A 23,811-nucleotide genomic window follows, 5' to 3' on the forward strand; every position below is an offset into this window, starting at 1 on the left:
CTGTCAGGTCCGAAGTGGCCGAAGTGAACGGGCAGCCACGCTGCGAGATCGATCGCGTACGGCGAGCTGGGTACGTTCAGCCGTACCTACCCGTCCACGCCAACCTGTACGCCGACGGGGCGTCGTTCTGCAGGGTGCGGCGCATGCGGCTCCTCGCGTGTGGACCGGGACGTCACGGCGGAGTCTCGGTTCGTGCGCGGGGCTTGACGGAACTCGATCGCCTCTCTACTTTATCGCTAAAATCACGCCGCGGTTAAGACGCGAGCCCGAATTCGCGTCCGCGGCGCACAGCTTCCGGTCAACATCGCCCGGACAGTTTTCTCACAGCAGAGACGTCCGGACCGTTCCCGAAAGGAGAGACATGAAGCGCACCCTTAGACTCGGCGGCCTGCGCCGGGCCGGGCGGCAGCTCGCCGTGGCCGCCACGGCCATGGCACTGATCGCCCTGCCTGCCTGCACGTCGGACGAAAGCGCGGACGACTCGGAAACGCTAAGCCCCAGCAACCCGACGACGCTCTCGGTCTGGATCACGTCGGCCCAGCAGGCCCCGGCACCCGACAACAAGATCACCAAGCTGCTCAAGGACAAGCTCGGTGTCACCCTCACGTACGAGATCGTCACGCCGGACAACGAGGACCAGAAGATCGGTGTCATGCTCGCGGGCGGTCAGTACCCCGACCTCATCGGCACCGGCGACCTGAAGCAGCGTTTCCTGGAGGGCGGCGCTCTGCGGCGCCTGGACGACATGCTGAAGACTGGGACCTACCCCGACCTCGCCGCGCACGTCAAGGACGACATCAAGAAGATGAGCTACTCGGGCGACGAGGTGGACAAGGGCCTGTACATCTTCCCGAACTACAACCGCTTCTACGGCGACATCACCGGCGGCACCTACTACGGTCCCGCGTTCTGGATCCAGAAGCGTGTGCTCGCCGACGCCGGCTACCCAGACCTCAGCAACATGACGCTCGACCGCTACTTCCAGCTCATCTCGGACTACAAGGCCAAGCACCCCCAGACCAACGGCGCCCCGACCGTCGGCTTCGAGATTCTGGCGTCCAAGGGCCGTGAGTGGGGCATGACCAACCCGCCGGCGCTGCTGGCAGGCTCCCCGAACAACGGTGGCGTCATCGTCGACGGCAACAACAACGCGTCGATCTACGCCGACAAGGACGTCGCGAAAAACTTCTACAAGGTCCTCAACCAGCAGTACAACGCGGGTCTCGTCGACCGCGAGTCCTTCACCCTGACGTTCGACCAGTACACCGCGAAGCTGGCCACCGGCGCCGTCCTCGGCATGCACGACCAGGGCTGGAACTTCGGGACCGCCACCCAGTCGCTGCAGAGCGCCGGCAAGGACGAGAACACCTATGTGCCCCTCATGCCCGTCTACGACGGGGTGACGCCCTGGTACGCCGACCGCGCCGTCATGAACATCAACCAGGGGTTCGGCGTCTCGGTCTCCAGCAAGCAGCCGAAGAAGGCACTGAAGTTCCTCGACACCATGCTCAGCGAGGAGTGGCAGAAGACGCTCTCCTGGGGCATCGCCGGCGAGGACTACCAGGTCGGCGCCGACGGCGTCTTCTCCCGCACGGACGAGCAGCGCAAGAACTACAAGGACATCACCTGGCGTTCCCACAACCGTCTCGACGCGCTGCTCGACATGCTGCCCAAGCACCAGGGCAAGTTCTCCGACGGCAACGCCTACAGCCCCGACGACCAGCCCGCCGAGTTCTACGCGACGCTGAGCGACTACGACAAGAACTTCATGGCCAAGTACGGCAACAAGAAGACCTGGCTTGACTTCATGAACAAGGCGCCGGAAAACCCCAAGTACTACCCGGCCTGGAACATCAAGCTCTCCGACGACGCCAACCAGGTCAACCAGCAGCTGACCGACACCAGCGTGCAGAACCTGCCGAAGATCATCGCCGGCAATCCCGCCGACTTCGACAAGAACTGGCAGGCCTACGTCGACTCCATCCACAAGGTCGACGTCAAGGCGTACGAGGACGCCGTCAACGCCGGCATCAAGAACCGTCTGGCCAACTGGTAACAGTCTGCGAGCAGTCGTGGTGGGCGGCATGCGCCCCCACCACGACGCGTTCTCGATTACCGCCCACTGCTCCTGACGAGGTTGGACAGATGTCGGACACCACGGTCAGCACCCCTGTGCCCGCCTCCGGGGCCGAACCGGCCCCGGAGCCCGCGAGCAGCTCGCGTGCCCAGCAGCGCAGGGCCCGAAAGAACGCAGCGAAGGATCCCAAGCGCAAGATCACCTGGGACAGGGTCTGGGCGCAGCGAGCCCTGCTCGCGATGTCCGTCCCGCTGCTGCTGTACCAGATCCTGTTCAAGTACGTCCCGGTCTACGGCTGGGCGATCGCCTTCCAGCACTACAAGCCGGGTCGCGGCAGCATCTGGAACCAGCAGTGGGTGGGCCTCGAAAACTTCTACAACCTGTTCACCGGTGTCAACGGTGAGCGGTTCCGCCAGGTCGTGGTCAACACGATGGGACAGTCGGTCCTGACCCTGATCGTCGGGACCTTCGGGGCCATCGTCCTGGCGCTGCTGCTGAACGAGGTCAAGAACCTGCCGTTCAAGCGGATCATGCAGAACATCACGTACATGCCCCACTTCCTCAGCTGGGTGATCGTGGCGAGCCTGGCATCGGTGGCGCTCTCGCTGCCCTCCTCCGGCGGGTTCATCAACCAGGGCCTCATGAGCCTGCACATCGTCGACGAGCCGGTCCTGTTCCTGACCCAGCCGAACTACTTCTGGGAGATCGTCGCCGGGACGAACCTGTGGAAGGAGCTGGGCTGGAACACGATCCTCTACCTGGCCGCGATCACTGCGATCGACCCGGGCCTGTACGAGGCCGCCGAGGTCGACGGAGCGGGCCGCTATCGCAAGATGTTCAGCATCACGCTCCCGAGCATCAGGCCCACGATCGTCGTGCTGCTCATCATCAACAGCGGCTGGATCCTGTCCACGAACTTCGAGCTGCCGTACTTCCTCGGCAACGGCCTGGTGTCCGAAAAGTCCGAGACCATCGACGTCTTCGTGCTGCGCTATGGCTACCAGCTGGGCAACTACAGCCTCGCCGTCGTCGCGGGCATCTTCAAGACCATCGTCGCCGTCATCCTGGTGGGCTCGGCGAACCTAGCGGCCAAGCGCCTCAACCAAGAGACGCTGGTCTAGGAGGACTTCATGTCAGGCACCACTGTCGCGAAGCCTCTGACGCGGCGCGCATCACGAGGCGGGTCACGGCGTCGCAAGCGGACGGTCGAGCAGATCATCTTCACGACGCTCAACACGACCTTCCTGCTGGCCCTCGCGGCGCTCATGATCTACCCGCTGCTGAACACGCTCGCCATCTCCCTGAACGACGGCAACGACGCCGTCCGTGGCGGGATCGGCATCTGGCCTCGGGTCTTCTCGCTGCAGAACTACAACGTCGTGTTCAACATGACCACGATCTACCAGGCGTTCGTCATGAGCGTCCTGAAGACGGTCGTGGTGGTGGCGACAAACCTGGTCTTCACCTCGATGCTCGCCTACGCGCTCAGCCGCAAAGAGTTCATCTTCCGCCGCTCGATCACCCTGATCTTCGTGCTGACGATGTACTTCGACGCCGGGCTGATCCCCAACTACCTGCTCATCAGGGACCTGGGCATGCTGAACAGCTTCCAGGCCTACTGGGTGCCGACGATCATCAGCGCATTCAACCTGATCGTCCTGCGCACGTACATGAAGTCGATCCCCGACGAGATCATCGAGTCGGCACGGACCGACGGCGCGGGCGAGTTCCGCATGTGGTGGCAGATCGTGATGCCGCTGTGCAAGCCCGCGCTGGCCGTGGTGGGTCTGTTCGTGGCCGTGGCCAGCTGGAACTCCTGGCTGGACACCCTGCTCTACAACTCGGGCGATCAGGCGTTGTCCACCCTGCAGTACGAGTTGCAGAAGCTACTGGCGAGCTCGATGAACGCCGGCGTGAACTCCGTGGCCGCCACGGGCAGCGCGCAGTCTGGCGGGCAGGTCACCACACCGATCGCGCTGCGATCGACGATCACCGTGGTGGCGGCCGTCCCCATCCTGTTCGTCTACCCGTTCCTGCAGAAGCACTTCGTGTCCGGTCTCGTGATCGGCTCCGTGAAGGGCTGACGGCACCGGGCTCCCGCCCGCCGCGGCAGGCCGACCCCGTCCTCACGACCCCGCAACTCCACACACGGAAAGGCGCCGACCATCTTCCGCTACAACCCCGCGTCGCGACTGTGGCGCATCCTGGACTCGCTCGGCTCCGTCATCGTGATCAGCCTGTTCTGGCTCGTCAGCCTCGGCCTCGTCGTGACGGCGGGAGCGGGAACGGTGGTCGCCTACGAGGTGTGCCGCCGGTACGTCCTGGGCAAGGACGCAGGCCTCTGGGCCATCGCCACGAAGGCTTTGCGGCAGAGCTGGAGGCAGGCGACCGTCATCGGCCTGCTGGCCGTCCCGGTCGCGGCCGTGGGCATCCTCACGCTCTCCTACCTGCCCACTCTCGGGCTGGCCGAGGTCTGGGTGCCGCTCATTGTCGTCGGATTCTTCCTCCTGCTCCTGGTCTTCTGGTGCCTCCCCCTCGCAGCCCGCTTCACCAACCCCACCTGGCGCCAGTTGCTCAACGGGCTCACGTTGGGGCTGACGACGCCCAGCCTGACGTTCCTGCTCGGGATCGCCGTCGTCCTCGGAGGCGTCGCCATCTGGAACTTCATGCCCGCGGTGTTCGTGGCGCCCGGCCTGATCCTCCTGTGGTGGTGCTACCTGCTCGAGCGGTTCTTCCTCGCCCGGGGGTACGTGCAACCGGAGCCGAAGGAGGCGGAGATCTGACGCTCTCCAGCCGTAGACCTGAGTTGTCTCGGGGCGAGGCTCCGTCAAGGCTGAGCATGCCCGGCGATGTCGGTCAGTGGCGTGGACCGCCGATCACCGTGGGTCGCAGGGTAATCGCACTCAGACGCAGACCTCCAAGTACCGATAGAAACTCCAGAAATCGAGATCATCAATGGCCGGCAGCGCTCTTACTTTCCCCGTCCCTGAGGCTGAGATTACCGGCGTGGAGCTGCACGTCGCGAAGTCTGGTTCCGACACCGCCGCCGGAACCGCGCAAGCCCCCCTGCTCACGATCGGTGCTGCCGCGGCGCTGGCTCAGCCGGGAGACACCGTCGTCGTGCACGAAGGCGTGTACCGCGAGTGGGTGAACCCGCCGCGCGGCGGTACGGCTGCTGCGCCGATCACCTACCAGCCTGCGCTGGGCCCGGATGGCCTGTTCGAGAAGGTGACGATCTCGGGTGCTGAGGTGATCGGCGACTGGCATCCGCACGCCGGCTCGGCGGGCCGGGTCTGGGTGGCGACCGTGCCGAACTCCCTGTTCGGGTCGCGCAACCCCTACCTCGAGCGCATCGGTGGGGACTGGTTCTTCGACCAGGTCAACACCTGGCACACGGGCGAGGTGTATCTCGACGGCAAGTCGTTGTACGAGTCGCCGACCATGGCCGGCGTCGAGCACCCCGAGGTCACCGTGGACTCGTTCGACCAGGCGGGCTCACTGCTGACCTGGTACTGCGAGGTAGGCGACGACGTCACCACGATCTGGGCGAACTTCGGGGACGCCGACCCGGCCGAGCACCAGATCGAGATCAACGCGCGCAAGTTCGTCTTCTGGCCCGCCGCCACGGGCATTGACTACATCACGGTGCGCGGCTTCACCCTGACGAAGGCCGCCACGCAGTGGGCCCCGCCCACGGCGCTGCAAGAGGGCCTGATCGGCCCACACTGGTCAAAGGGCTGGGTGATCGAGGACAACACGATCACCGACTCGAAGAACGTCGGCGTCTCGCTGGGCAAAGAGGCCAGCACCGGGCAGAACGAGGCCGCCGCGGGGCCGAAGGGCGCCAAGGGCGGCACTCAGCGCGAGCGCGAGGTGATCCAGCGGGCGCTCGCCCTGCGCGGGCCCGCCGCGGGCGAGCCGCACCCGTGGGACCGGGATCACGTCGGCTCCCACACGGTGCGCCGCAACATGATCCGGGACTGCGAGCAGGCCGGCATCGTCGGGCACCTGGGGGCGGCGTTCTCGACCATCAGCGACAACCACATCTCCCGCATCCACGTGAAGCGTCAGTGGCATGGCGCCGAGGTGGCCGGCATCAAGCTGCATGCCGCGATCGACACCGTGATCAGCGGGAACACCATCCATCACACGCACCGTGCCCTGTGGCTCGACTGGCAGGCCCAGGGCACCCTGGTGCGGCGCAACGTCTTCTACGCCTCCACCGCCGAAGACTTCATGGTCGAGGTCTGCCACGGCCCTTACCTCGTGGACTCGAACCTGTTCCTGTCACCGTGGGCGGTCAAGGACATGTCCAGCGGCGGCGCCTACGTGCACAACTACATCGCCGGTCGCATCGCGAACTGCACCGAGCACCAGCGGTACACCCCGTACCACCTCCCGCACTCCACGGCCGTCTACGGAGTCTCGAACATCCTCGGTGGAGACAACCGGTTCTACAACAACGTCTTCGTCGGCGACGGCGCGCGCGCCGAGCACACCGAACCGCAGTCGGAATCGACGCTCGCGAGCTTCTGGTCCGGCGCGATCGACATGGACGGCGTGCCCGGGCAGGCCACCTTCGTGCCCACCCCGGTGGGCACCTCGCAGTACGACGCCTACCCGACGGCGCAGGAGTACCCGAACGAGCACGGCAGCGCGATGGCCGGGCCACGCCTCCCAGTCTGGATCGAGGGCAACCTCTACGCGGAGGGCGCCGAGCCGTTCCGCGCGGAGCCCACGGCCATCATCACGGGCGCATCACCCGTGCGAGTCGAGGTGCTCGACACCGCAGCCGGCACCCTTCGCGTCGAGGTGACCCATCCGGGCAGCCACGTGGTCGCCCCGGTGACCACCGACCGCCTCGGGACCAGCTACCAAGCCGAGATGGGCTACACCAACCCCGACGGGTCTGACCTGGACATGAGCGCCGACCTCTGTGGGATCCTCCGAGGTGAGGTTGTGCCCGGGCCTTTCGCCGCATCGGCGCCCGTCACCCGGATACTCGCCGCGCCAGAACCGGCGCTAGGACCGTCCTGAAGCGTGCCATCCGGATGACTGAAGGCGGGCTCGGACACCTGGGACTGGAACTCCTCGGGTAGGCCGTCGAGCAGGCCTGGCCACAGCTGTCCACGTGTGTTGGTGAACATCGACGACTCGTGGTAGACGCCACGGATGAAGGCACCGTCGGCCGTGAAGACGAGGTCGTACTCGTCGCCGCTGCCGTTGCGCATCGACGCCGCCTCGTCATTGCCCCTCGCGCGGTTGTTGGTGTAGTAGTCGCCTCCGATGATCGCGTCAAGGACTGCCAACGCCTTGCACCGCCGCCGCAGCACGTCTGTGGAGGGCATCCGCGCGGCGATGCCGTAGACAGTCATGCGGGCGTCGTACGGCCAGGCGTTCGGTGGGGAGCGCACGCGCTCATCGCGCTGTCGGAACACAAGCGGGAGCCGCCGCACTTGTGATCTCCAAATGTTAGTGACTAACATTTCATGATGACCGATGACGAACCGGCCCCCGGCAGGCGCGCCCGGACCCGTTCCCGGCTGCAGGAATGCGCGCTGGACCTGTTCGAGACGCATGGCTACGACCAGACGACGGTGGCGCAGATCGCGCAGGTCGCCGGGGTCACCGAGATGACCTTCTTCCGCCATTTCGCCACCAAGGACCGGCTCGTGGTCGAGGACCCGTACGACCCGCTGATCGCCGACGCCGTCGCCGCGCAGCCACGCCGCCTCCCGCCGCTCATCCGCGCCGTCGAGGGCCTGCGCGCCGCGTGGGCGCGGCTACCCGAACCCGCCGGTCAGGACGTACGCCGCCGGATCCGGATCGCCGCGGCCACGCCGTCGCTGCGGGCCGCGATCGCGGCCAACAACGCCGCGACCGAGCAGATCCTGGTCGACCAGCTCGTCGCCGACGGAACCGATCCGGCCGCTGCCCGGGTCGCGGCGGCTGCCGTGCTGGCCGGTATCACCGCCGCGCTGCTGCAGTGGTCCCGGCACGACGACACGGCGCTGACCGACGCGGTATCGGCGGCCCTGGACACCCTTGCGGCCCGCCGATGAACCGCATCCAGGCCGACGCCGTCACCCGGCGTTTTCCCGGCGGAGCCGGCATCACCGGCATCGACCTGCACGTCGCCTCCGGGCAGATCCACGCCCTGGTCGGGCTCAACGGAGCCGGCAAGACCACCCTCATGCGCGTGCTACTGGGCATGTTGCGCCCCGACCAAGGCACCGTCACCGTCAACGGCCGCCCGCTGGCGTCGGCCGACTGGTCGCGCGTGGGGCACCTGGTCGAGACCCCGCTCGCCTACGGTGAACTCGACGGCCGCGCCAACCTGGTCCTGGCGGCCCGCCTGCACGGAGCCTCCCGCATCCAGGCCCTGCGGATGGCCGAGGCGGTCATGGCCGAGCTCAACCTGACCGGCTACGCGGGCGTGCGGGCGCGGCGGATGTCTCTGGGCAACCGCCAGCGCCTCGGCGTCGCTGCCGCCCTGCAGCACGACCCGCAGGTCATCGTCCTCGACGAGCCGACCAACGCCCTCGACCCCGCCGGGGTCATCCTGCTGCGCGAGGCGCTGCTGCGCCGCGCCGCAGCGGGCGCGGCGATCCTGGTGTCCAGCCACCACCTCGACGAGGTCGCCCGCATCGCCCATCGGATCACCGTCATCAACGCGGGCCGGGTCATCGGCGCCCTGGACCCGCACGGCGTCGACATCGAACGGTCGTTCTTCGCCCTCGTCCACGACGACGACACCCACCGGAGCCTGACATGAACCCGCGCACGCTGGCCACAGCGGTCGCCGTCGAAGCCCGCAAAGCCGCCGCGTCACGCGTGCTGACCAGCACCGCGATCCTGCTCACGCTCGGCGTCGGCGCACTCGCCGCAGCCACCACGGCAGCCGCCCGCAGCGGCAATCCGCAACTGGCGGCCAAGTTGGGGCCGATCGTGGCCGCGGGCGGCTGGCCGGGCGTACTCGACACCGCGACCCAGGTCACCGCAGCAGCCGCACTGCTCGCGTTCGGAGTTGCCCTGAGCTGGATGTTCGGCCGCGAGTTCACCGACGGCACGATCACCGGCCTGTTCGCCATACCGATCCCCCGAACCACCCTCGCCCTGGCCAAACTCGTCGTGTTCCTGCTGTGGGCTGCCGCGGTCGCCGCCGCAGTGACCGTCGCCGTCGCCGCCGCAGGCACCGCCACCCTCGGGCAGGTTCCTGGTGCCGACGACTGGGCAGGGCTGGCCCGGCTGTTCGCCCTGGCGTTGATGACCGCGACGCTCGCGATCCCGGCGGCGTGGGCGGCCACCGTCGGCCGCGGACTGCTGCCCGCCATCGCGGTGGTGGTCGGGCTGATGGCCGTCACCCAGATCGTGGTCGTCGCCGGTGCCGGCGGGGGCTGGTTCCCTCCGGCAGCCCCGGCGCTGTGGGCCCTGCTGCCGGACACCGTCACCGCCGGACAGCTCCTGCTCGCGGCGATCTTTCCCACCGTGTTCGGGCTGCTGACTCTGCGTTGCTGGCACCGGCTGCAGCTCGACCGCTGAATGCCGGCGCACCCGGCGGGTGATGTGATCCGGGCGTGGGACATGCCCCGGCCGGCACCCCACCCGGCCCTGACCTCGGCGCGCCGCTCCGACCGGCCACGCGTGCCACCACAGCCACGGCCCCCGCCGGTAGCGGCTGCTCGGTCGTGTCGTGTCGTGTCGTGCTGGACTGTTCAGCGGCGATCGGCGACCGGGTCGCGATCGTGCGCGACGGGCGCCTCGCGGCCGTCGAACGGGTCGAGTCCCTGGGCCGGCGGGCCGTACGCACCGTCGAGATCCACTTCGACGGACCGGTCGACGCGGCCGAGTTCGCGGCCCTGCCCGGCGTCAGTGACGTGACAGTGTCCGGGCCGGTGCTGCGCTGCACCGTCGACGGCCGCCTCGACCCGCTGATCAAAGCCGCCGCCCGGCATGAGGTCGTCGACCTGCTGTCGACCGAACCGGACCTCGAAGAGACGTTCCTCAGCTTCTACTACCACTCCGAAGGAGCAGGCGATGTCCCCGCTGGTGCGTAAGACCTGGCGCGACGACCGCCGCGCCATCATCGGGTGGGCCGTCGGCATCGCCGCGTTCACCACGATCTACACCTCGTTCTACGCCAACTTCGCCGGCGCCGCGCAGCTCAAGGACGACGCGCTGCCGGCGGGCATGAAGGACTTCCTGTCCATCCAGGACATGACCTCCGGCGCGGGCTACCTGCAGGCCACCGTGTACAGCCTGGTCGGGCCGCTGCTGGTGGTCATGGCCGCGCTGATCCTGGCGGTGCGTACCATCCCCCGCCCGGAGGAGGACGGCGGCATCGAGCTGCTGATGGTCAACCCACTGTCGCGGCGCGCGTTCGCGACGCGGCGGCTGCTGGCGACCTTGCTCAGCGTGACCGCGCTGGCGGCGATCCCCGGCGTGCTCGTACTGATGCTGGCACCGGGCGTCGGCATCGACGTGCCGGCCGGGAACATCGCCGCCGCCTCCGCCGGCCCGATCGGCCTGGCCTGGTGCTTCCTGGGTATCGCCTTCGCCGTCGGCGCGGCCACCGGCCGACGCGGCCTGGCCCTCGGCGTCACCGGCGCGCTGGCGGTCGCCACGTACGCCCTGCGCGGCATGTCCGGGCTGATCGACGGCGGACAGTGGCTGAAGTGGCTGTCGCCGTTCCACTACTTCATCGGCACCGACCCGCTGCACACCGGCTGGCACCCCGCCCACCTGCTCGCCCTGGCCGCAGTCGGCACCGCCGGGGCGGTCGCCGGGATCATCATGTTCGACAGCCGCGACGTCGGCGTCTGAACCCAGCGCCGCAGACAGCGGACGGCCCGCCGGCCGCCCGCTGTCCGCCCGCTCAAAGGACCAGGGATATGACCGACGACTCCCGCACGTGGCTCGCCGATGCCTGCGCGCGACTGCTCGACGACCCGGCACAACCGCGGGCCTCGGCCGACCGGCGCCGCGGCGACACCGCGGCCGCGCTCGGCGCCCGAGCCGCGGCAGCGTCCATCACGATCGCCGACACCCTCGACACGCTGCTGGCAGCCGCCGAGCAGCACTACGCCGCCGGTGTCGGCCCGGCCGCACCCGCCGACCCCGCCGCGCTGCTGTCACAGCTGCGCACGGCCACCGCGGCCGTCCTCGACGGCTACCACCGCAGTGCCCGCGACGAGACAACCTCCCGTGACACCGAACGTGCCACATTCATCGACGACCTGCTCGCCGCACACCCCGACCCCGGCAGTCTGGCCGCCCGCGCCCAGCGGTACGGGATCCGCCTTTCCGGGCAGCACACCGTCGTCGTCGCCCACGTCCCGGGGATGTCCGCGGCCGCCGCGCACACGGTCGACGACGGCCTCGCCGCGCGGTTCGGGGCCGCCAACATCCTCACCAGCGCCCGCGGCGAGCAGCTGATCTGCGTATGCGCCGGCGGCTTGCGCGGCGTGCCCGCGGAACTGGCCCGGCACCTGCACGCCCTGCGGCCGGCCGGCGCCTGGCAGATCGCCGTCGGACGCACCCACCCCGGGCTGGCCGGGCTGACCACGTCACTGGACGAGGCCCGCAACGCCCTGCACCTGGCCGACCGGCTCGGGTTCACCAGCCCGGTGCTGCACGCGGCGGACCTGCTGGTCTTCCCGGTGCTGCTGCGCGACCGCGACGCGATCACCGACCTGGTCACCACCGTCCTGGGCCCGCTCACGCAGGCGCGTGGCGGCGCGCAGTCATACCTGGACACCCTTGCCGTGCTGTTCGACAACGAAGGCAACCACACCGCCACCGCCCGGCAGCTGCACATCAGCGTCCGCGCCGTCACCTACCGACTCGACCGTGTGCACGCCCTCACCGGATACCACCCTGGCGAAGCCACCCAGCGGTTCACCCTGCACACCGCCGTACTCGGCGCCCGCCTACTCGGCTGGCCGAACGACGTCGGCCACTGACCACGCCGCCTGTCGGCGACCACCAGGCAAACGACCGGCCGTCCCAGCCGATGATCACCGAGTCGCACGGCCGGTGATCATGCGGGTAGGGTGGGGCGCAGGTGTGCCGGGAAGCCTGGTCGGCGAATTAATGATGCTGACCAACTGGAGGCCCGTATGTCCCCCTCTGCACCCATCAAGGTGATCTTCGGACGGGGATCGTGGCCCGAAACCCGGCGCCTGGCCGACATCCTGCGCCAGGAAACCGTCGGCGGAGCACTGCTGCTCGCCGCAGCCGTAACCGCGATGATCTGGGCGAACAGCCCCTGGGCGCCCGCCTACGACGCACTGCGGGAGTTCACCGTCGGCCCGGCAGCCCTGCACCTGGACCTGCCGCTGGGCGTCTGGGCCGCCGACGGGCTACTGGCCGTCTTCTTCTTCGTCGCCGGACTCGAACTCAAACGCGAATTCGTCGCCGGTGACCTACGCGAACCCCGCCGCGCCGTCGTGCCGGTCGCCGCAGCCGTGGGCGGTGTGATCGTCCCCGCGCTGATCTACCTGGCCGTCAACCACGCCGATGAGACCACCGCAGGCGGCTGGGCCATCCCCACCGCCACCGACATCGCCTTCGCCCTTGCCGTGCTCGCCGTCATCGGCCGTAACCTGCCCTCGGCACTGCGCACGTTCCTGCTCACCCTCGCCGTCGTCGACGACCTCATCGCCATCGTCATCATCGCCGTCTTCTACACCCAGAGCCTGCACCTGCTGCCCCTGGCCGCAGCGCTGCTCCCGCTGGCCGCCTTCGCGGTACTCGTCCAGCGCCGCCACCGCTCCCCATGGCTGCTGCTGCCCCTGGCCGCCGCGACCTGGGCCCTCGTGCACGCCTCCGGCGTCCACGCCACCGTCGCCGGGGTGCTGTTGGCCTTCACCGTCCCGGTCCGCTCCCGCCCCGACGGCGACGCGCAGGGCGCACACGACCCCGGCCTGGCCGGTCATTTCGAGCACCGGCTGCGCCCGATCTCCGCCGGCGTCGCCGTGCCCGTCTTTGCGCTCATGTCGGCAGGTGTGACCATCGGCGGCCTGAGTGGCCTGACCGACGCCCTCACCTCCCGTGTCGCCGTCGGCATCACCGCCGGGCTGGTCATCGGCAAGACCGTCGGCGTGCTGGTGGCCACCGTGCTGGTCGCCCGGTTCACCGCCGCCACCCTCGACGAAGGCCTCACCTGGTCCGACGTCCTCGGCCTGGCGGTACTCGCCGGAATCGGCTTCACCGTCTCCCTCCTGATCGGCGAACTCTCCTTCGGGCTCGGCACCGAGGCCGACTCACAGGCCAAGATCGCCGTGCTCACCGGGTCAGTGGTAGCCGCAGCCTTGGCCACCATCGTCCTGCGGGCACGCGCCCGCGTCTACCAGCGCATCGCCGAAGCCGAACGGCTCGACACCGATAACGACGGCATCCCGGACGTCTACGTCGTGACACCCACGGCCACCAATCGCTGACAACGGTGCGAACGCCGCGGTGTTCGCGTTCGGCGTCGGCATCATTCTCCCGTACTGCGATCGTCGTCGACTGCCACGGCACCATCTCCGGCACCCTGACTGCCCCCATCACCACCGTCGCCCGACCCTGCCTGACCGCCGTACCCGCCCTGGCGGCCTGCGGCTATCAATGACCTCACGGCTCCCGGGCAATAGCCCACCTGATGCTGACGTAGAAGATCTCCGTGCCGTCGGTTGTCGTTACCGTGCCCACCCGGTGCCTCCCGAAACCAAATGCGCATGAATAATGACTCAGCGTAGTCACCGGCGGGGTGTCGTGTTAATTACGCGCCGCTCAAGGCGCCCAGCCGAAAAGGCGATCCGGCGTGCTGCATCCGGTGGGACGGACCGCGCCTGTGGGAGAACGCGGTGGTGGTGGCCGCATGGGGCACCGGCGCGCGCCGGATTCGGATTGTCGGCTACTTGAACTCGATGACGAGTCGACCGCGGACCCCTCCGGCTTCCAGCAGCCGATGGGCTTGCGACGCGTGCTCCGGTTCGAAGGATTCGGCGACGCGCAGGCTGAGCCGTTTCTGATCGGCCAGTTGTCGCAGTCGGTCCAGTTTGTCGCGGACTCCGTCGTAATCATGCACGTGGACGTCGACAGACTTGACCCCGTAGCCCGCGGCCGCCAGGTCGAAGGCGGGCCGGTCGGGAATGTCGCGGACGTGGGCCAGGCTGCCGCCGCCGCGAATCGCGGCGAGTAGGGGAGTTCCGATGAGCGCGGCATCGACCACGGCGTCGACTCCGGAGTCGGTGAGGGCGCGGAAGCGTTCGGCGACGGCCGGTCCCCGGTCGACGACGCTGTCGGCGCCGAGCGCGTAGACGAGTGCCGCGTCGCGGGGAGCGGCGTCGGCCAGCACGCGGTGGCCTGCCGCTTTGGCCAACTGCACCGCGTAGCCGCCGACCGCGCCCGCGGCCCCGGTGACGGCGAGCGTGCCACCCACAGCGAGATCGAGCTGGTCGAGGGCGCGCAGCGCGGTCAGCCCGTTCATCGGCAGCGTGGCCGCTTCCGCGTGGCTCGTCCCGGCGGGTGCCGGGACCACCCAGGCTTCGGGAAGCACGACCCACTCCGCGTACCCCCCGCCGGCTGCCCGGGTCGGGTTGATCATCGCCATGACGCGGTCACCGATGGCGAGGCTCGTCACCGTGTCGGGGCCGATCTCGTCGATTGATCCGGCGACGTCGAGGCCGGGAATGACCGGCCGGGTGCCGTGCTGGCGGATGGGCGTGTACCCGGCCCGGATGAGCGTGTCGGCAGGGTTGACCGCTGCGGCACGTACGCGGATCCGGACCTCGCCCGGGCCTGCGTGCGGGGTGGGTAGCTCGACGATCCGCAGCACGTCAGGTCCTCCGTGCTGCATGAGCCCGATGGCCTTCATGCGAACTCCTTCCTGCTGCGCCGGCTGATCGCGACGCGTCGTCACGCGAGGGCCTGGGCGGTGCCGTCGGCCGAGGACCGCCGCATGGCCTCGATGAACCGGTGCCGGCGCAGGGCGAGCTCGAAGTCGGGCACGGTCCGGGTGCCCTCGGCGATGTCGCGGGCGAGGTGGTCGTAGAGGCGGGCGACGTTGGCGGCCGGGGTCGGTGCGAGGGCTGCCGGTACGTCGTCGGTATAGGCGGCGGGGATCTCGATGGGTGCCACGGTGGTGTCCGTGCCGCGGCCGCCGGCCAGGGCGAGCTGAGCGACCTGCATGTTGCCCCACGCCGCGGTCAGGACGAGGTCGCCGTCGGTGCCGTTGATCTCCCACCGGAAGTTGTCACCGCGTGAGGTGCCGCCGCGGTAGAACACCGATGCCGCGGCGCCCGAGGCCAGGGTGCCGATGATGGCGACCTGGTCGGGGGCTGTGACGGCGATGCGGCTGCCGTCCTCGGTCACCGTGGCCTCATGGCGTCCGACGACGAGGTTGGCCGAGGCCGTGTCGAGTTCGCCGAGCACGTGGTGGAACGGGTCGAGGGCGTGCATGGTGGCGGAGGTGAGCGTGTTGGCGCCCTTGCTGTCGTCGAACCAGTAGGCCTGGCTGTGGCTGGCCACCTCGCCTCCCCACACCATCCCGGAGCCGACCATGGTCGTGCCCAGCACCCGGCCCAGGTAGCCCTGGTGGATCAGGTCCCGGGCGAGGCGCACCTGTGGGGCGTAGCGGCCCTGCAGGCCGACCACGGTGCGGACGCCGGACGTGCGGGCCAGTTCGGCCAGTTGCTCGGCCTCGACCAGGCCGTTTCCCAGTGGCCATTCGCTGTAGACCGCTTTGCCCGCGCGCAGCGCCGCGGAGATGACCTCAAGGTGCTGGGTGACCTGCGATGCGACCACCACCAGATCGACGTCAGGGCGGGCGATGAGGTCGCGGGCGTTGTCGAAGCCGGGTACCCCGTACCTGGCCGACGCGGCCTCAGCCGAGCTGCGCCTTGACGTGCTCACGGCGCGCAGCTCGAAAGCCGGTGACGCGGCGATGACCGGGATGTGGGAGATGGATGCCCACGATCCTGGTCCGATGATGCCTACACCTGTCGGGTTCATGTTGTTTCTCCAGCTTTAGTTGCATCCGGGGCGGCAGGGAGGAAGCCTGCCGGAACCCGGCCGACGTTACGCGAATATGGAACGCCCGACAAAGAAAAGGGCGCAGATCACACAAAGTCTCTCTCCGCAGGGTACCTAATTTCTGCTTCGATAAGCCCGCTATAGACAGATAGTGGCGATACTTGCCCGATTCTGACCGGCTCTCCACGTCGGCTAACTTGTCAAACTGTTCCAGAATCGGTTACCCTGACGTCATGGCACGTCAGCGTGAGTTCGACCTCGACACGGCTGTGGCCGCAGCGATGGACGTGTTCCGGAGCAAGGGGTACGAGGGAACGTCGATGCGAGACCTCGCCGAGGCCACCGGCCTGGGCAGCGGCTCGCTGTACGCCGCCTTCGGCAGCAAGGACGGCCTCTACCTTGCCGCCCTCGACCTGTACCGCCAGCGGTACGCCAACCCGATCGCCGACCTGATGCGCTCCGGCGAGAACGCTCGCGACGTGATCCGGGAGATGTTTGTCAGCGTCGTCGACGAGATCGCACGTGACGGGCACCGGCAGGCGTGCCTGATCATCGGGGCCGCCATGGAACGCGCCCACAACGATCTGCGGGTCGCCGAACGGCTCCAGTCGTCCACCCAGGCCCTCCAGCTCGCGATCTACGACGTGCTCGCCCAGGGGCAGCTTCGCGGTCAGGTCCCCGTGGACCGCAGCGCCGCCGACCTTGCCGCATTCCTGGTGACAAACCTGCAGGGACTGCGGGTGATGGGTGCCATCAACCCGGACCGGGCCGCACTCATGCGCTCGGCAGAGGTAGCCCTTCAAACCGTGTTCGCTCCCAACGCCACGACGTGACCTCCGCATCGTCAGGTACGCGGCACGTGTTCACCGCTCTGGCGCAGGCGCAACAGCAGCACGGCGGGCCCCACCGGGCGCATCGCCGTCACGCGCGATCAGCACCCAGGGCCCTGCCCGGCGTCTAGTGTGCGAAGAGGGCAGATAGAACCTGCTCGCCAAGCGTCGTCACTCGCTGAATCCGGATGAGGCGGCCGAAACTTCGCATCGGACGGGGGTCAGGCACGCATGTCTGCGACGGTGCACGGGCTGTACGGCCGCCGAGCCGAGTGCGAGACCCTCGACCGACTCATCAAGGACGTCCAGGCAGGCCACCATGCCGTTCTGGTACTTCGCGGCCATTCCGGCGAGGGCAAGACGGCTCTGCTGGACTACCTGGCAGACGCGGCGGCTCAACATGGCCGGGTCGTTCGGGTCGCCGGCGTCGAGGCCGAGATGGAGCTCGCCTACGCCGGGTTGCAGCAGCTGTGCGCGTCGATGTTCGACCAGCTGGACGCTCTGCCTGTGCCGCAGCGTGACGCGCTGCGGGTCACGTTCGGCCTCGCCGAGGGGGCGGCCCCGGATCGTTTCCTGGTCGGTCTGGCGGTCCTGACGCTCCTGTCGGATGTGGCATCCCAGCAGCCCCTGTACTGCGTGGTCGATGACGCCCAGTGGCTCGATCGGGCGTCGGTGCAGGCGCTGGCGTTCGCGGCGCGACGGTTGCAGGCCGACCCGGTAGCGCTGGTGTTCGCGGTGCGCCGGCCCAGCGGTGAGCGCGAGCTGGTCGGGTTGCCCGAGCTGAACGTGGCCGGCCTCAGCCACGCCGATGCGCGCCTGCTGCTGGCGTCGGCGGTGCACGGCAGGCTCGACGAGCGCGTATGCGACAGGATCGTCGCGGAGACCCGGGGTAACCCGCTGGCGCTGCTGGAGCTGCCGCGAGGGCTGACCCCGGCGGAGCTGGCGGGCGGCTTCGGGCTGCCCGATGCGCAGCCGCTGGCGAGCCGCATCGAGCAGGGCTTCGTACGGCGGCTGCGGCCGCTGCCCGCGCAGGCCAGGCAGCTCTTACTGGTCGCGGCCGCGGAGCCGATCGGCGACCCGACCCTGCTGCGGCGGGCCACCGCCGAGCTGGGGCTGGCCGACGACGCGGCGACGCCCGCCGAGGCCGCGGGTCTGATCGAGATCGGAACGCGGGTGCGGTTCCGGCACCCGCTGGTGCGGTCGGCTGTCTACCGAGCCGCCACGCTGACCGAACGCCGGCGAGTGCACCAGGTGTTGGCTGATGCGACCGACGCGGTGGCCGATCCGGACCGCCGCGCGTGGCATCTCGCCGCCGCCGCACCCGCACCTGACGCGGCGGTGGCCGAGGAACTGGAACGCTCGGCGGAGCGGGCGCAGGCGCGCGGCGGTGTCGCGGCCGCGGCCGCGTTTCTGGAGCGGGCGACGGAACTGACCCCCGATCCGGCCCGACGTGGTGCTCGTGCGCTGGCCGCGGCGCAGGCCAAGTTCGACGCCGGGGACATCGACACCACCCGCGAGCTGCTCGCCACGGCGGAGATGAGCGCCCTGGACGGCCTGCAGCGGGCGAGGGTCGAACGCCTTCGAGCCCAGCTGGCGTTCGCCGGCAGCCGGGGCAGGGACGCGCCACCGCTGCTGCTCGGTGCCGCCGAGCGGCTGTCGGCCCTCGACGCCGCGATGGCGCGGGAGACGTACCTGGAAGCGCTGCTGGCCGCGATCTACGCGGGGCGCCTCGGCGACGGTGAAGGCGTGCTCGCGGTCGCGAAGGCGGCCCTGTCCGCACCCGCCGCCGCCGAACCCCCGCGCGCCGTCGATCTGCTGTTGGACGGCCTGGCGACCCGGTTCGCGCACGGATATGTGCGGGCCGTGCCCATCATCCAGCGTTCCCTGTCCGCGTACCGCTCCGAGTACCACCGGCTGACCTGGGTATGCCTGGCGACCTCGGGTGCCGCGATGGACCTGTGGGACGATCAGGCCTGGCTGGAACTGGCCACCCGCCAGGTGCAGCTGGCGCGTGAGGCCGGCACGTTGAACCTGCTTCCGCTGGCGCTGGACTACCTGGCCGGCTGGCATGTCCAGGCCGGTGAACTGGCCGGGGCGGCGACCCTGCTGGAGGAGGCGGCGGCCCTCAACGCGGCGGTGCAGGTGGCGCCGCCGCCGTTCACGTCGCTGATCCTGGCCGCCTGGAGGGGCGACCGAGACGGTGTCGACGAACTACAGCGGGACAGCATCCGGGACGCGTCGGCGCGGGGCGAAGGCAACGCGCTGGCGATGATGGAGTACGCGACGGCGGTGCTGCACAACGGTCTCGGCCTGTACGGGTCGGCGCTGGACGCCGCGCGTGATGCCGGTGCGGGAGACGAGCTGGCGACCGGACCGTGGGCGCTGGCGGAGCTGGTGGAGGCCGCGGCAAGGGCCGAGCAGCCCGGCGTCGGCGAGCAGGCGATGCGGCGGCTGGCGCAGCGGACCCGGGCCAGCGGAACGCAGTGGGCGCTGGGCGTAGAGGCCCGGTGTCGTGCCCTGCTGAGCGAGGGGGCGGCTGCCGAGACGCTGTACCGGGAGGCGATCGAGCGGCTGGAGGACTGCCGGATGGCAGCGCACCTGGCACGCGCGCATCTGGTGTACGGCGAGTGGCTGCGCCGGCAGCGGCGCCGCGCGGACGCCCGCGAACACCTGCACCGCGCCCACGACATGCTCACCCGCATGGGTGCCGAGGCGTTCGGTGAACGCGCCCGCAGCGAGCTACTGGCAACAGGCGAGACCGTCCGCAGACCGAGCGCGGCGACGGCTGCCGACCTCACTGCCCAGGAGGCTCTGATCGCCCGGCTAGCCAGCGCCGGGTACACCAACCCGGAGATCGGCGCTCAGCTGTTCCTCAGCCCGCGCACGGTCGAGTGGCACCTGCGCAAGGTCTTCGCGAAGCTCGCCATCAACTCCCGCCGCGAACTGCGCAACACACCGCTGCGGGCCAAGGCCGCCCTGCCGGTGTAGCCGCACCGCCATGCCAGGGGTTCGTGCAGGGCTGACCAGGGACTTTGACGGGTTCAGCAGCGGCCGTCGGGCGCGACACTTGATCCATGGGACCGGCCGCGACGCCGGTGGCGTACCGAACGTCGCCGGCCACCACGGCGGGATCGACAGGAGGAAGTCCATGCCGTTCGTCAACGTCAAACTAGTCGAGGGTGTGTTCACCGAGGAGCAGAAGCACGCCCTGGCCGCAGACCTGACCGACGTGATGGTCAAGCACGAGGGTTCCGAGGCGTTCCGCGACGTCGTGTGGGTGCTCATCGAAGAACTGCACCCCGACGGCTGGCACATCGGCGGCGAGCCGTTCCGCGGCCCGAAGTCGCTGATGCAGGCACTGGCCCACGCCAAGGCGACATACGAGTCGATCGAGGGCAATCCCACCACCCGCCAGGAGTTCGCGGCGGTCGCCCCGCCGGCCGGCCCGAGCACGCGAAACGGTCGCGCATGAGCAGCGGGCAGGCGGCGATGCGAGCGGTCGGCCTGACCGAGTACGGCGGCCCCGAGGTGCTGCGGGTGGTGGACATACCCCGCCCCCAGGCCGGCCCCGGGCAGGTCCGGGTGCGGGTCCGTGCGGCGGCGGTGAACCCCGCCGACACCCTGCTGCGGGCCGGGTACCTCGCGAACCTGATGCGCGAGCTCAGCCCGCCCTACATACCGGGCCAGGACATCGCCGGAACCGTCGACCAGATCGGCCCAGGCGCCGACGCCCGACTCCGGATCGGCGACCGGGTCATGGCGATGGTCATCCCGATCCGGGCCGACGGCGGCGGGTACGCCGAACACGTCGTGCTCGACGCCGACTGGGTCACCCCGGCACCGGCCGGCACCAGCCACGCCGAGGCGGCGACACTGCCGCTCAACGGGCTGACCGCGTTACTGGCGCTGGACGAACTCGGCCTGCCGGCCGGGGCGAGCCTGGCGGTCACCGGCGCGGCGGGCGCACTGGGCGGCTACCTCGTGCAGCTGGCCAAACACCGCGGACTGCGGGTCCTCGCCGACGCACTACCGGCCGACGTACCGCTGGTCAGCAAGCTGGGCGCCGACGAGGTCGTGGCCCGCGGCGACGGCGTCGCCGCGCGCCTGGCCCAGGCCGCCGGCGGGCCCGTCGACGCGGTCGCCGACGCCGCCGTCATCGGCGACGCACTGTTCGAGGCGGTACGCGACGGCGGCGCATTCGCGCAGTTCCGCGGATCGGGCGAGCCCGGCGGCGGGCTGCACACCCCGCAGCGCCCGATCACGGTCCACCCGGTGTTCGTTCCCGACTACGGCGGCCGGGCAGACAAGCTCGACGAGCTGCGCCGGCTGGCCGAGGCCGGGGTGCTGACCCCGCGTGTCGCGCAGGTCCTGCCACCGGAGCAGGCACCGCTGGCCCACCGGCTACTGGAAGCCGGCGGCGTACGCGGACGCCTGGTACTGGCCTTCTGAAAACCCGTCACGCAGCGACAGGAGAAGCTTTACATGACCGATCATCTGGTGCGGCAGCTGCTCGACGTGGAGGCCATCAAGCAGCTCAAGGCGCGCTACTTCCGCTACGTCGACACCAAGCAGTGGACGGAACTGGCCGCGCTGTTCACCGCCTCGCCCACATCGACTTCGGCGACGTCGTCTTCACCGACGCCACCGAGTTCGCGACCTCGACCGGGCGCCTGATCGGCCAGACACCGACCGTGCACCACGGACACATGCCCGAGATCGAACTGACCGGCCCGGACATCGCCACCGGCGTGTGGGCCATGGAAGACCTGGTCACCGTGCCCAGCGGCCCGCACACGCCATACGGCCACCACGGCTACGGCCACTACCACGAGACGTACCAGCGGGTGGACGGGCAATGGCGGATCGCCCGGCTCAAGCTCACCCGCCTGCGCCTGGACCCCCTGGACGAAACCGACCCACGGCGCCTGGCCGGCGCCCGTCTCGAACAGGCCGCGTCCGGCAATCGGAGCGTCGGCACAGGGCACCACGAAAGGAGCAGCTCGTGAGCATCACCGACACCACCAGCGGCAAGCCGACGGTGGTCCTCGTCCACGGCGCGTTCGCCGAGTCCGCCAGCTGGAACGGCGTCATCGCCGCCCTGCTCGGCGACGGCTTCCCCGCGATCGCGGTCGCGAACCCGCTGCGCGGCGTCAAGTACGACGCCGACTACCTGCGCAGCGTTCTCGCGCAAATCCAGGGCCCGATCGTGCTGGTCGGGCACTCCTACGGCGGCACCGTCATCACCAACGGCGCCACCGGCAACGGCCAGGTCAAAGCCCTGGTCTACGTCGGCGGATTCGCCCCCGACACCGGCGAGAGCGCCGCCGAGCTCGCCGGACGCTACGAAGGCGGCAGCCTCGGCGAAACACTCACCGCCGTCAAGCTGCCCACCGGCGAGACCGACCTCTACATCCGCCAGGACCGCTACCACGCGCAGTTCGCCGCCGACTCGCCTGCCGCCGACGCGGCGGTCATGGCGGTCACCCAGCGGCCCATCGTGGAATCCGCGCTCAACGAGCCGTCCGCCGAGCCCGCCTGGCGGGCGATCCCGTCGTGGTTCCTGTTCGGCAGCGAGGACAAGAACATTCCCGCGGCCGTGCAGCGGTTCATGGCCGAACGGGCCGGGTCCCGGCGGACCGTGGAACTGGCCGGCGGCTCGCACACCGTCGGTATTCCCGAAGCCGCCGCTGTCGTGGAGCTCATCCGCGAAGCAGCGGCCGCGGGCCGCTAAGCCGTCGGCGGCACCGGACACGACGACATCGACATAGATGAGGGGTATGGCACATGCGTGCTGTGGTACTGCGGGAGTTCGGCGACCAGCTGAAGGTCAGCGAGATCGACAAGCCGGTCGCCGGCCCGGGCCAGGTGCTGGTGCGGGTGGCGGCCAGCGGCGTCAACCCGCTGGACACCAAGATCCAGGCGGGCAAGGCGGCCCACGCGAAGACGCGCCTGCCGGCGGTCCTCGGCCTGGACCTGGCCGGGACAGTCCAGGCGGTCGGCACGGGTGTGGCCGGATTCCAACCCGGTGACGAGGTCTACGGGCTCACCGGCGGGGTGGGCGACCTGCCGGGCTCCCTTGCGGAGTACGCAGCCGTGGACGCCCGGCTGCTGGCGCTCAAGCCGAAGTCGCTGACCATGCGCCAGGCGGCCGCGCTGCCGCTGGCCGTCATCACCGCCTGGGAAGGGCTCGTCGACCGGGCCGCTGTGAAGGCCGGTCAGCAGGTCCTCGTACACGGTGGCGCGGGCGGCGTCGGCTCCGCAGCCGTGCAGATAGCCCGCGCTCGCGGCGCCCAAGTCTACGCGACCGGCTCCCCGCGCAGCCTCAAGGCCATCGAGGCCCTTGGCGCGACGCCGATCGACTACACCAGCGTCCCCGTCGAGCAGTACGTGCAGCAGCACACCGGCGGCGAAGGCTTCGACATCATCGTCGACACCGTCGGCGGGGCCACCCTCGACGCGTCGTTCGCGGCCGCCCGCACCTACACCGGCCACGTCGTCAGCGCGCTCGGGTGGGGCACCCACTCGCTGGCTCCCCTGTCGTTTCGCGCAGCGACCTACTCCGGGATCTTCACGCTCCTGCCGATGCTCACCGGCCGCGGCCGCGAACACCACGGCCATATCCTGCGCGAAGTCGCTGCGCTCGCTGACGCGGGGGCGCTGGTGCCACTACTCGATCCTCGCCGCTTCACCTTGGACGACGTGACCGAGGCGCACGCGGCGGTCGCGGCCGGCACCACCGCCGGCAAGATCGTCCTGGACGTCACCGACCACGCCTGATGCCGTGAGCGGTCCGGCGGGGATGTCCGACACTGCCTTCCGCCCACCGCCCCGGCGCACGCACCACGGAGGTGCTCAGGCCGGGAACTTCGCCTGACGAACACGATG

20 protein-coding genes and 1 pseudogene are annotated in these 23,811 nt (G+C 69.7%); 19 read left to right on the forward strand and 2 right to left on the reverse strand.

Annotation, left to right across the window (positions count from 1 at the left end):
- Positions 1–361 precede the first annotated feature (361 nt).
- From AB0B66_RS20815 to nhaA, 12 genes are all read left to right on the forward strand, one after another.
- Positions 362–2,056: an extracellular solute-binding protein gene (locus AB0B66_RS20815; protein WP_360532045.1), complete on the forward strand. Its 1,695-nt coding sequence runs from the start codon at positions 362–364 to the stop codon at positions 2,054–2,056.
- 89 nt (positions 2,057–2,145) lie between these two features.
- Positions 2,146–3,198, forward strand: a complete 1,053-nt coding sequence (locus AB0B66_RS20820; RefSeq protein ID WP_360532048.1) for an ABC transporter permease subunit — start codon at positions 2,146–2,148, stop codon at positions 3,196–3,198.
- Positions 3,199–3,207: 9 nt separating this feature from the next.
- Complete coding sequence (locus AB0B66_RS20825) at positions 3,208–4,161, forward strand: carbohydrate ABC transporter permease (RefSeq protein WP_360532051.1); 954 nt, start codon at positions 3,208–3,210, stop codon at positions 4,159–4,161.
- A 144-nt stretch (positions 4,162–4,305) separates the two neighbouring features.
- Complete coding sequence (locus AB0B66_RS20830) at positions 4,306–4,860, forward strand: DUF624 domain-containing protein (protein WP_360532054.1); 555 nt, start codon at positions 4,306–4,308, stop codon at positions 4,858–4,860.
- A gap of 223 nt (positions 4,861–5,083) precedes the next feature.
- Positions 5,084–7,114: a right-handed parallel beta-helix repeat-containing protein gene (locus tag AB0B66_RS20835; protein WP_360532057.1), complete on the forward strand. Its 2,031-nt coding sequence runs from the start codon at positions 5,084–5,086 to the stop codon at positions 7,112–7,114.
- A 455-nt stretch (positions 7,115–7,569) separates the two neighbouring features.
- Positions 7,570–8,139, forward strand: a complete 570-nt coding sequence (locus tag AB0B66_RS20840; RefSeq protein ID WP_360532060.1) for a TetR/AcrR family transcriptional regulator — start codon at positions 7,570–7,572, stop codon at positions 8,137–8,139.
- Positions 8,136–8,852, forward strand: a complete 717-nt coding sequence (locus tag AB0B66_RS20845; RefSeq protein ID WP_360532063.1) for an ABC transporter ATP-binding protein — start codon at positions 8,136–8,138, stop codon at positions 8,850–8,852. Before AB0B66_RS20840 ends, AB0B66_RS20845 begins: the two co-directional genes overlap by 4 nt.
- Positions 8,849–9,619, forward strand: coding sequence for an ABC transporter permease (locus AB0B66_RS20850; RefSeq protein ID WP_360532066.1), 771 nt, complete (start codon positions 8,849–8,851; stop codon positions 9,617–9,619). The genes AB0B66_RS20845 and AB0B66_RS20850 overlap by 4 nt, the downstream gene beginning before the upstream one ends.
- Before the next feature lie 161 nt (positions 9,620–9,780).
- The gene (locus tag AB0B66_RS20855) at positions 9,781–10,134 is read left to right on the forward strand and encodes a hypothetical protein (protein WP_360532069.1); all 354 of its coding nucleotides are present in this window, start codon (positions 9,781–9,783) and stop codon (positions 10,132–10,134) included.
- Positions 10,115–10,900 carry an ABC transporter permease subunit gene (locus tag AB0B66_RS20860; RefSeq protein WP_360532072.1) on the forward strand — a complete coding sequence of 262 codons (786 nt, stop codon included), beginning with the start codon at positions 10,115–10,117 and terminating at the stop codon, positions 10,898–10,900. Before AB0B66_RS20855 ends, AB0B66_RS20860 begins: the two co-directional genes overlap by 20 nt.
- A 68-nt stretch (positions 10,901–10,968) precedes the next feature.
- Positions 10,969–12,039, forward strand: a complete 1,071-nt coding sequence (locus AB0B66_RS20865; RefSeq protein ID WP_360532075.1) for a helix-turn-helix domain-containing protein — start codon at positions 10,969–10,971, stop codon at positions 12,037–12,039.
- Between the two features lie 156 nt (positions 12,040–12,195).
- A complete protein-coding gene (gene nhaA / locus AB0B66_RS20870) occupies positions 12,196–13,518 on the forward strand; it encodes a Na+/H+ antiporter NhaA (protein WP_360532078.1) in 1,323 nt (440 codons plus the stop codon).
- 458 nt (positions 13,519–13,976) lie between these two features.
- Here nhaA and AB0B66_RS20875 read toward each other — a convergent pair whose 3' ends face one another.
- Entirely contained in the window at positions 13,977–14,939 is a 963-nt protein-coding gene (locus AB0B66_RS20875) for an NADP-dependent oxidoreductase (protein ID WP_360532081.1), read from the reverse strand.
- Between the two features lie 41 nt (positions 14,940–14,980).
- Positions 14,981–16,075 carry a Gfo/Idh/MocA family oxidoreductase gene (locus tag AB0B66_RS20880; protein WP_360532084.1) on the reverse strand — a complete coding sequence of 365 codons (1,095 nt, stop codon included), beginning with the start codon at positions 16,073–16,075 and terminating at the stop codon, positions 14,981–14,983.
- A gap of 254 nt (positions 16,076–16,329) precedes the next feature.
- Here AB0B66_RS20880 and AB0B66_RS20885 point away from each other — a divergent pair, with 254 nt between their 5' ends.
- The 7 genes and pseudogenes from AB0B66_RS20885 to AB0B66_RS20915 all read left to right on the forward strand — a co-directional run bounded on the left by AB0B66_RS20885 (position 16,330) and on the right by AB0B66_RS20915 (position 23,703).
- Positions 16,330–16,929 (forward strand): TetR family transcriptional regulator, encoded by a 600-nt coding sequence (locus AB0B66_RS20885; protein ID WP_360532087.1) that lies wholly within the window; start codon positions 16,330–16,332, stop codon positions 16,927–16,929.
- A gap of 228 nt (positions 16,930–17,157) precedes the next feature.
- Positions 17,158–19,914, forward strand: a complete 2,757-nt coding sequence (locus AB0B66_RS20890; RefSeq protein WP_360532090.1) for an AAA family ATPase — start codon at positions 17,158–17,160, stop codon at positions 19,912–19,914.
- A gap of 160 nt (positions 19,915–20,074) precedes the next feature.
- On the forward strand, positions 20,075–20,398 hold the full coding sequence (locus tag AB0B66_RS20895) for a 4-oxalocrotonate tautomerase family protein (RefSeq protein WP_360532093.1): 324 nt from the start codon (positions 20,075–20,077) through the stop codon (positions 20,396–20,398).
- The gene (locus AB0B66_RS20900) at positions 20,395–21,375 is read left to right on the forward strand and encodes an NADP-dependent oxidoreductase (protein WP_360532096.1); all 981 of its coding nucleotides are present in this window, start codon (positions 20,395–20,397) and stop codon (positions 21,373–21,375) included. Before AB0B66_RS20895 ends, AB0B66_RS20900 begins: the two co-directional genes overlap by 4 nt.
- A gap of 33 nt (positions 21,376–21,408) precedes the next feature.
- Positions 21,409–21,932 (forward strand): annotated as a pseudogene (locus AB0B66_RS20905) (nuclear transport factor 2 family protein).
- Entirely contained in the window at positions 21,929–22,657 is a 729-nt protein-coding gene (locus AB0B66_RS20910) for an alpha/beta hydrolase (RefSeq protein ID WP_360532099.1), read from the forward strand. The pseudogene AB0B66_RS20905 and the gene AB0B66_RS20910 overlap by 4 nt, the downstream one beginning before the upstream one ends.
- A 53-nt stretch (positions 22,658–22,710) precedes the next feature.
- Positions 22,711–23,703, forward strand: coding sequence for a zinc-dependent alcohol dehydrogenase family protein (locus AB0B66_RS20915; protein WP_360532102.1), 993 nt, complete (start codon positions 22,711–22,713; stop codon positions 23,701–23,703).
- The last annotated feature ends 108 nt before the right edge of the window (positions 23,704–23,811 follow it).

This window comes from Catellatospora sp. NPDC049111, from assembly GCF_040648615.1.
Taxonomy (GTDB): Bacteria; Actinomycetota; Actinomycetes; order Mycobacteriales; family Micromonosporaceae; genus Catellatospora; species Catellatospora aurea.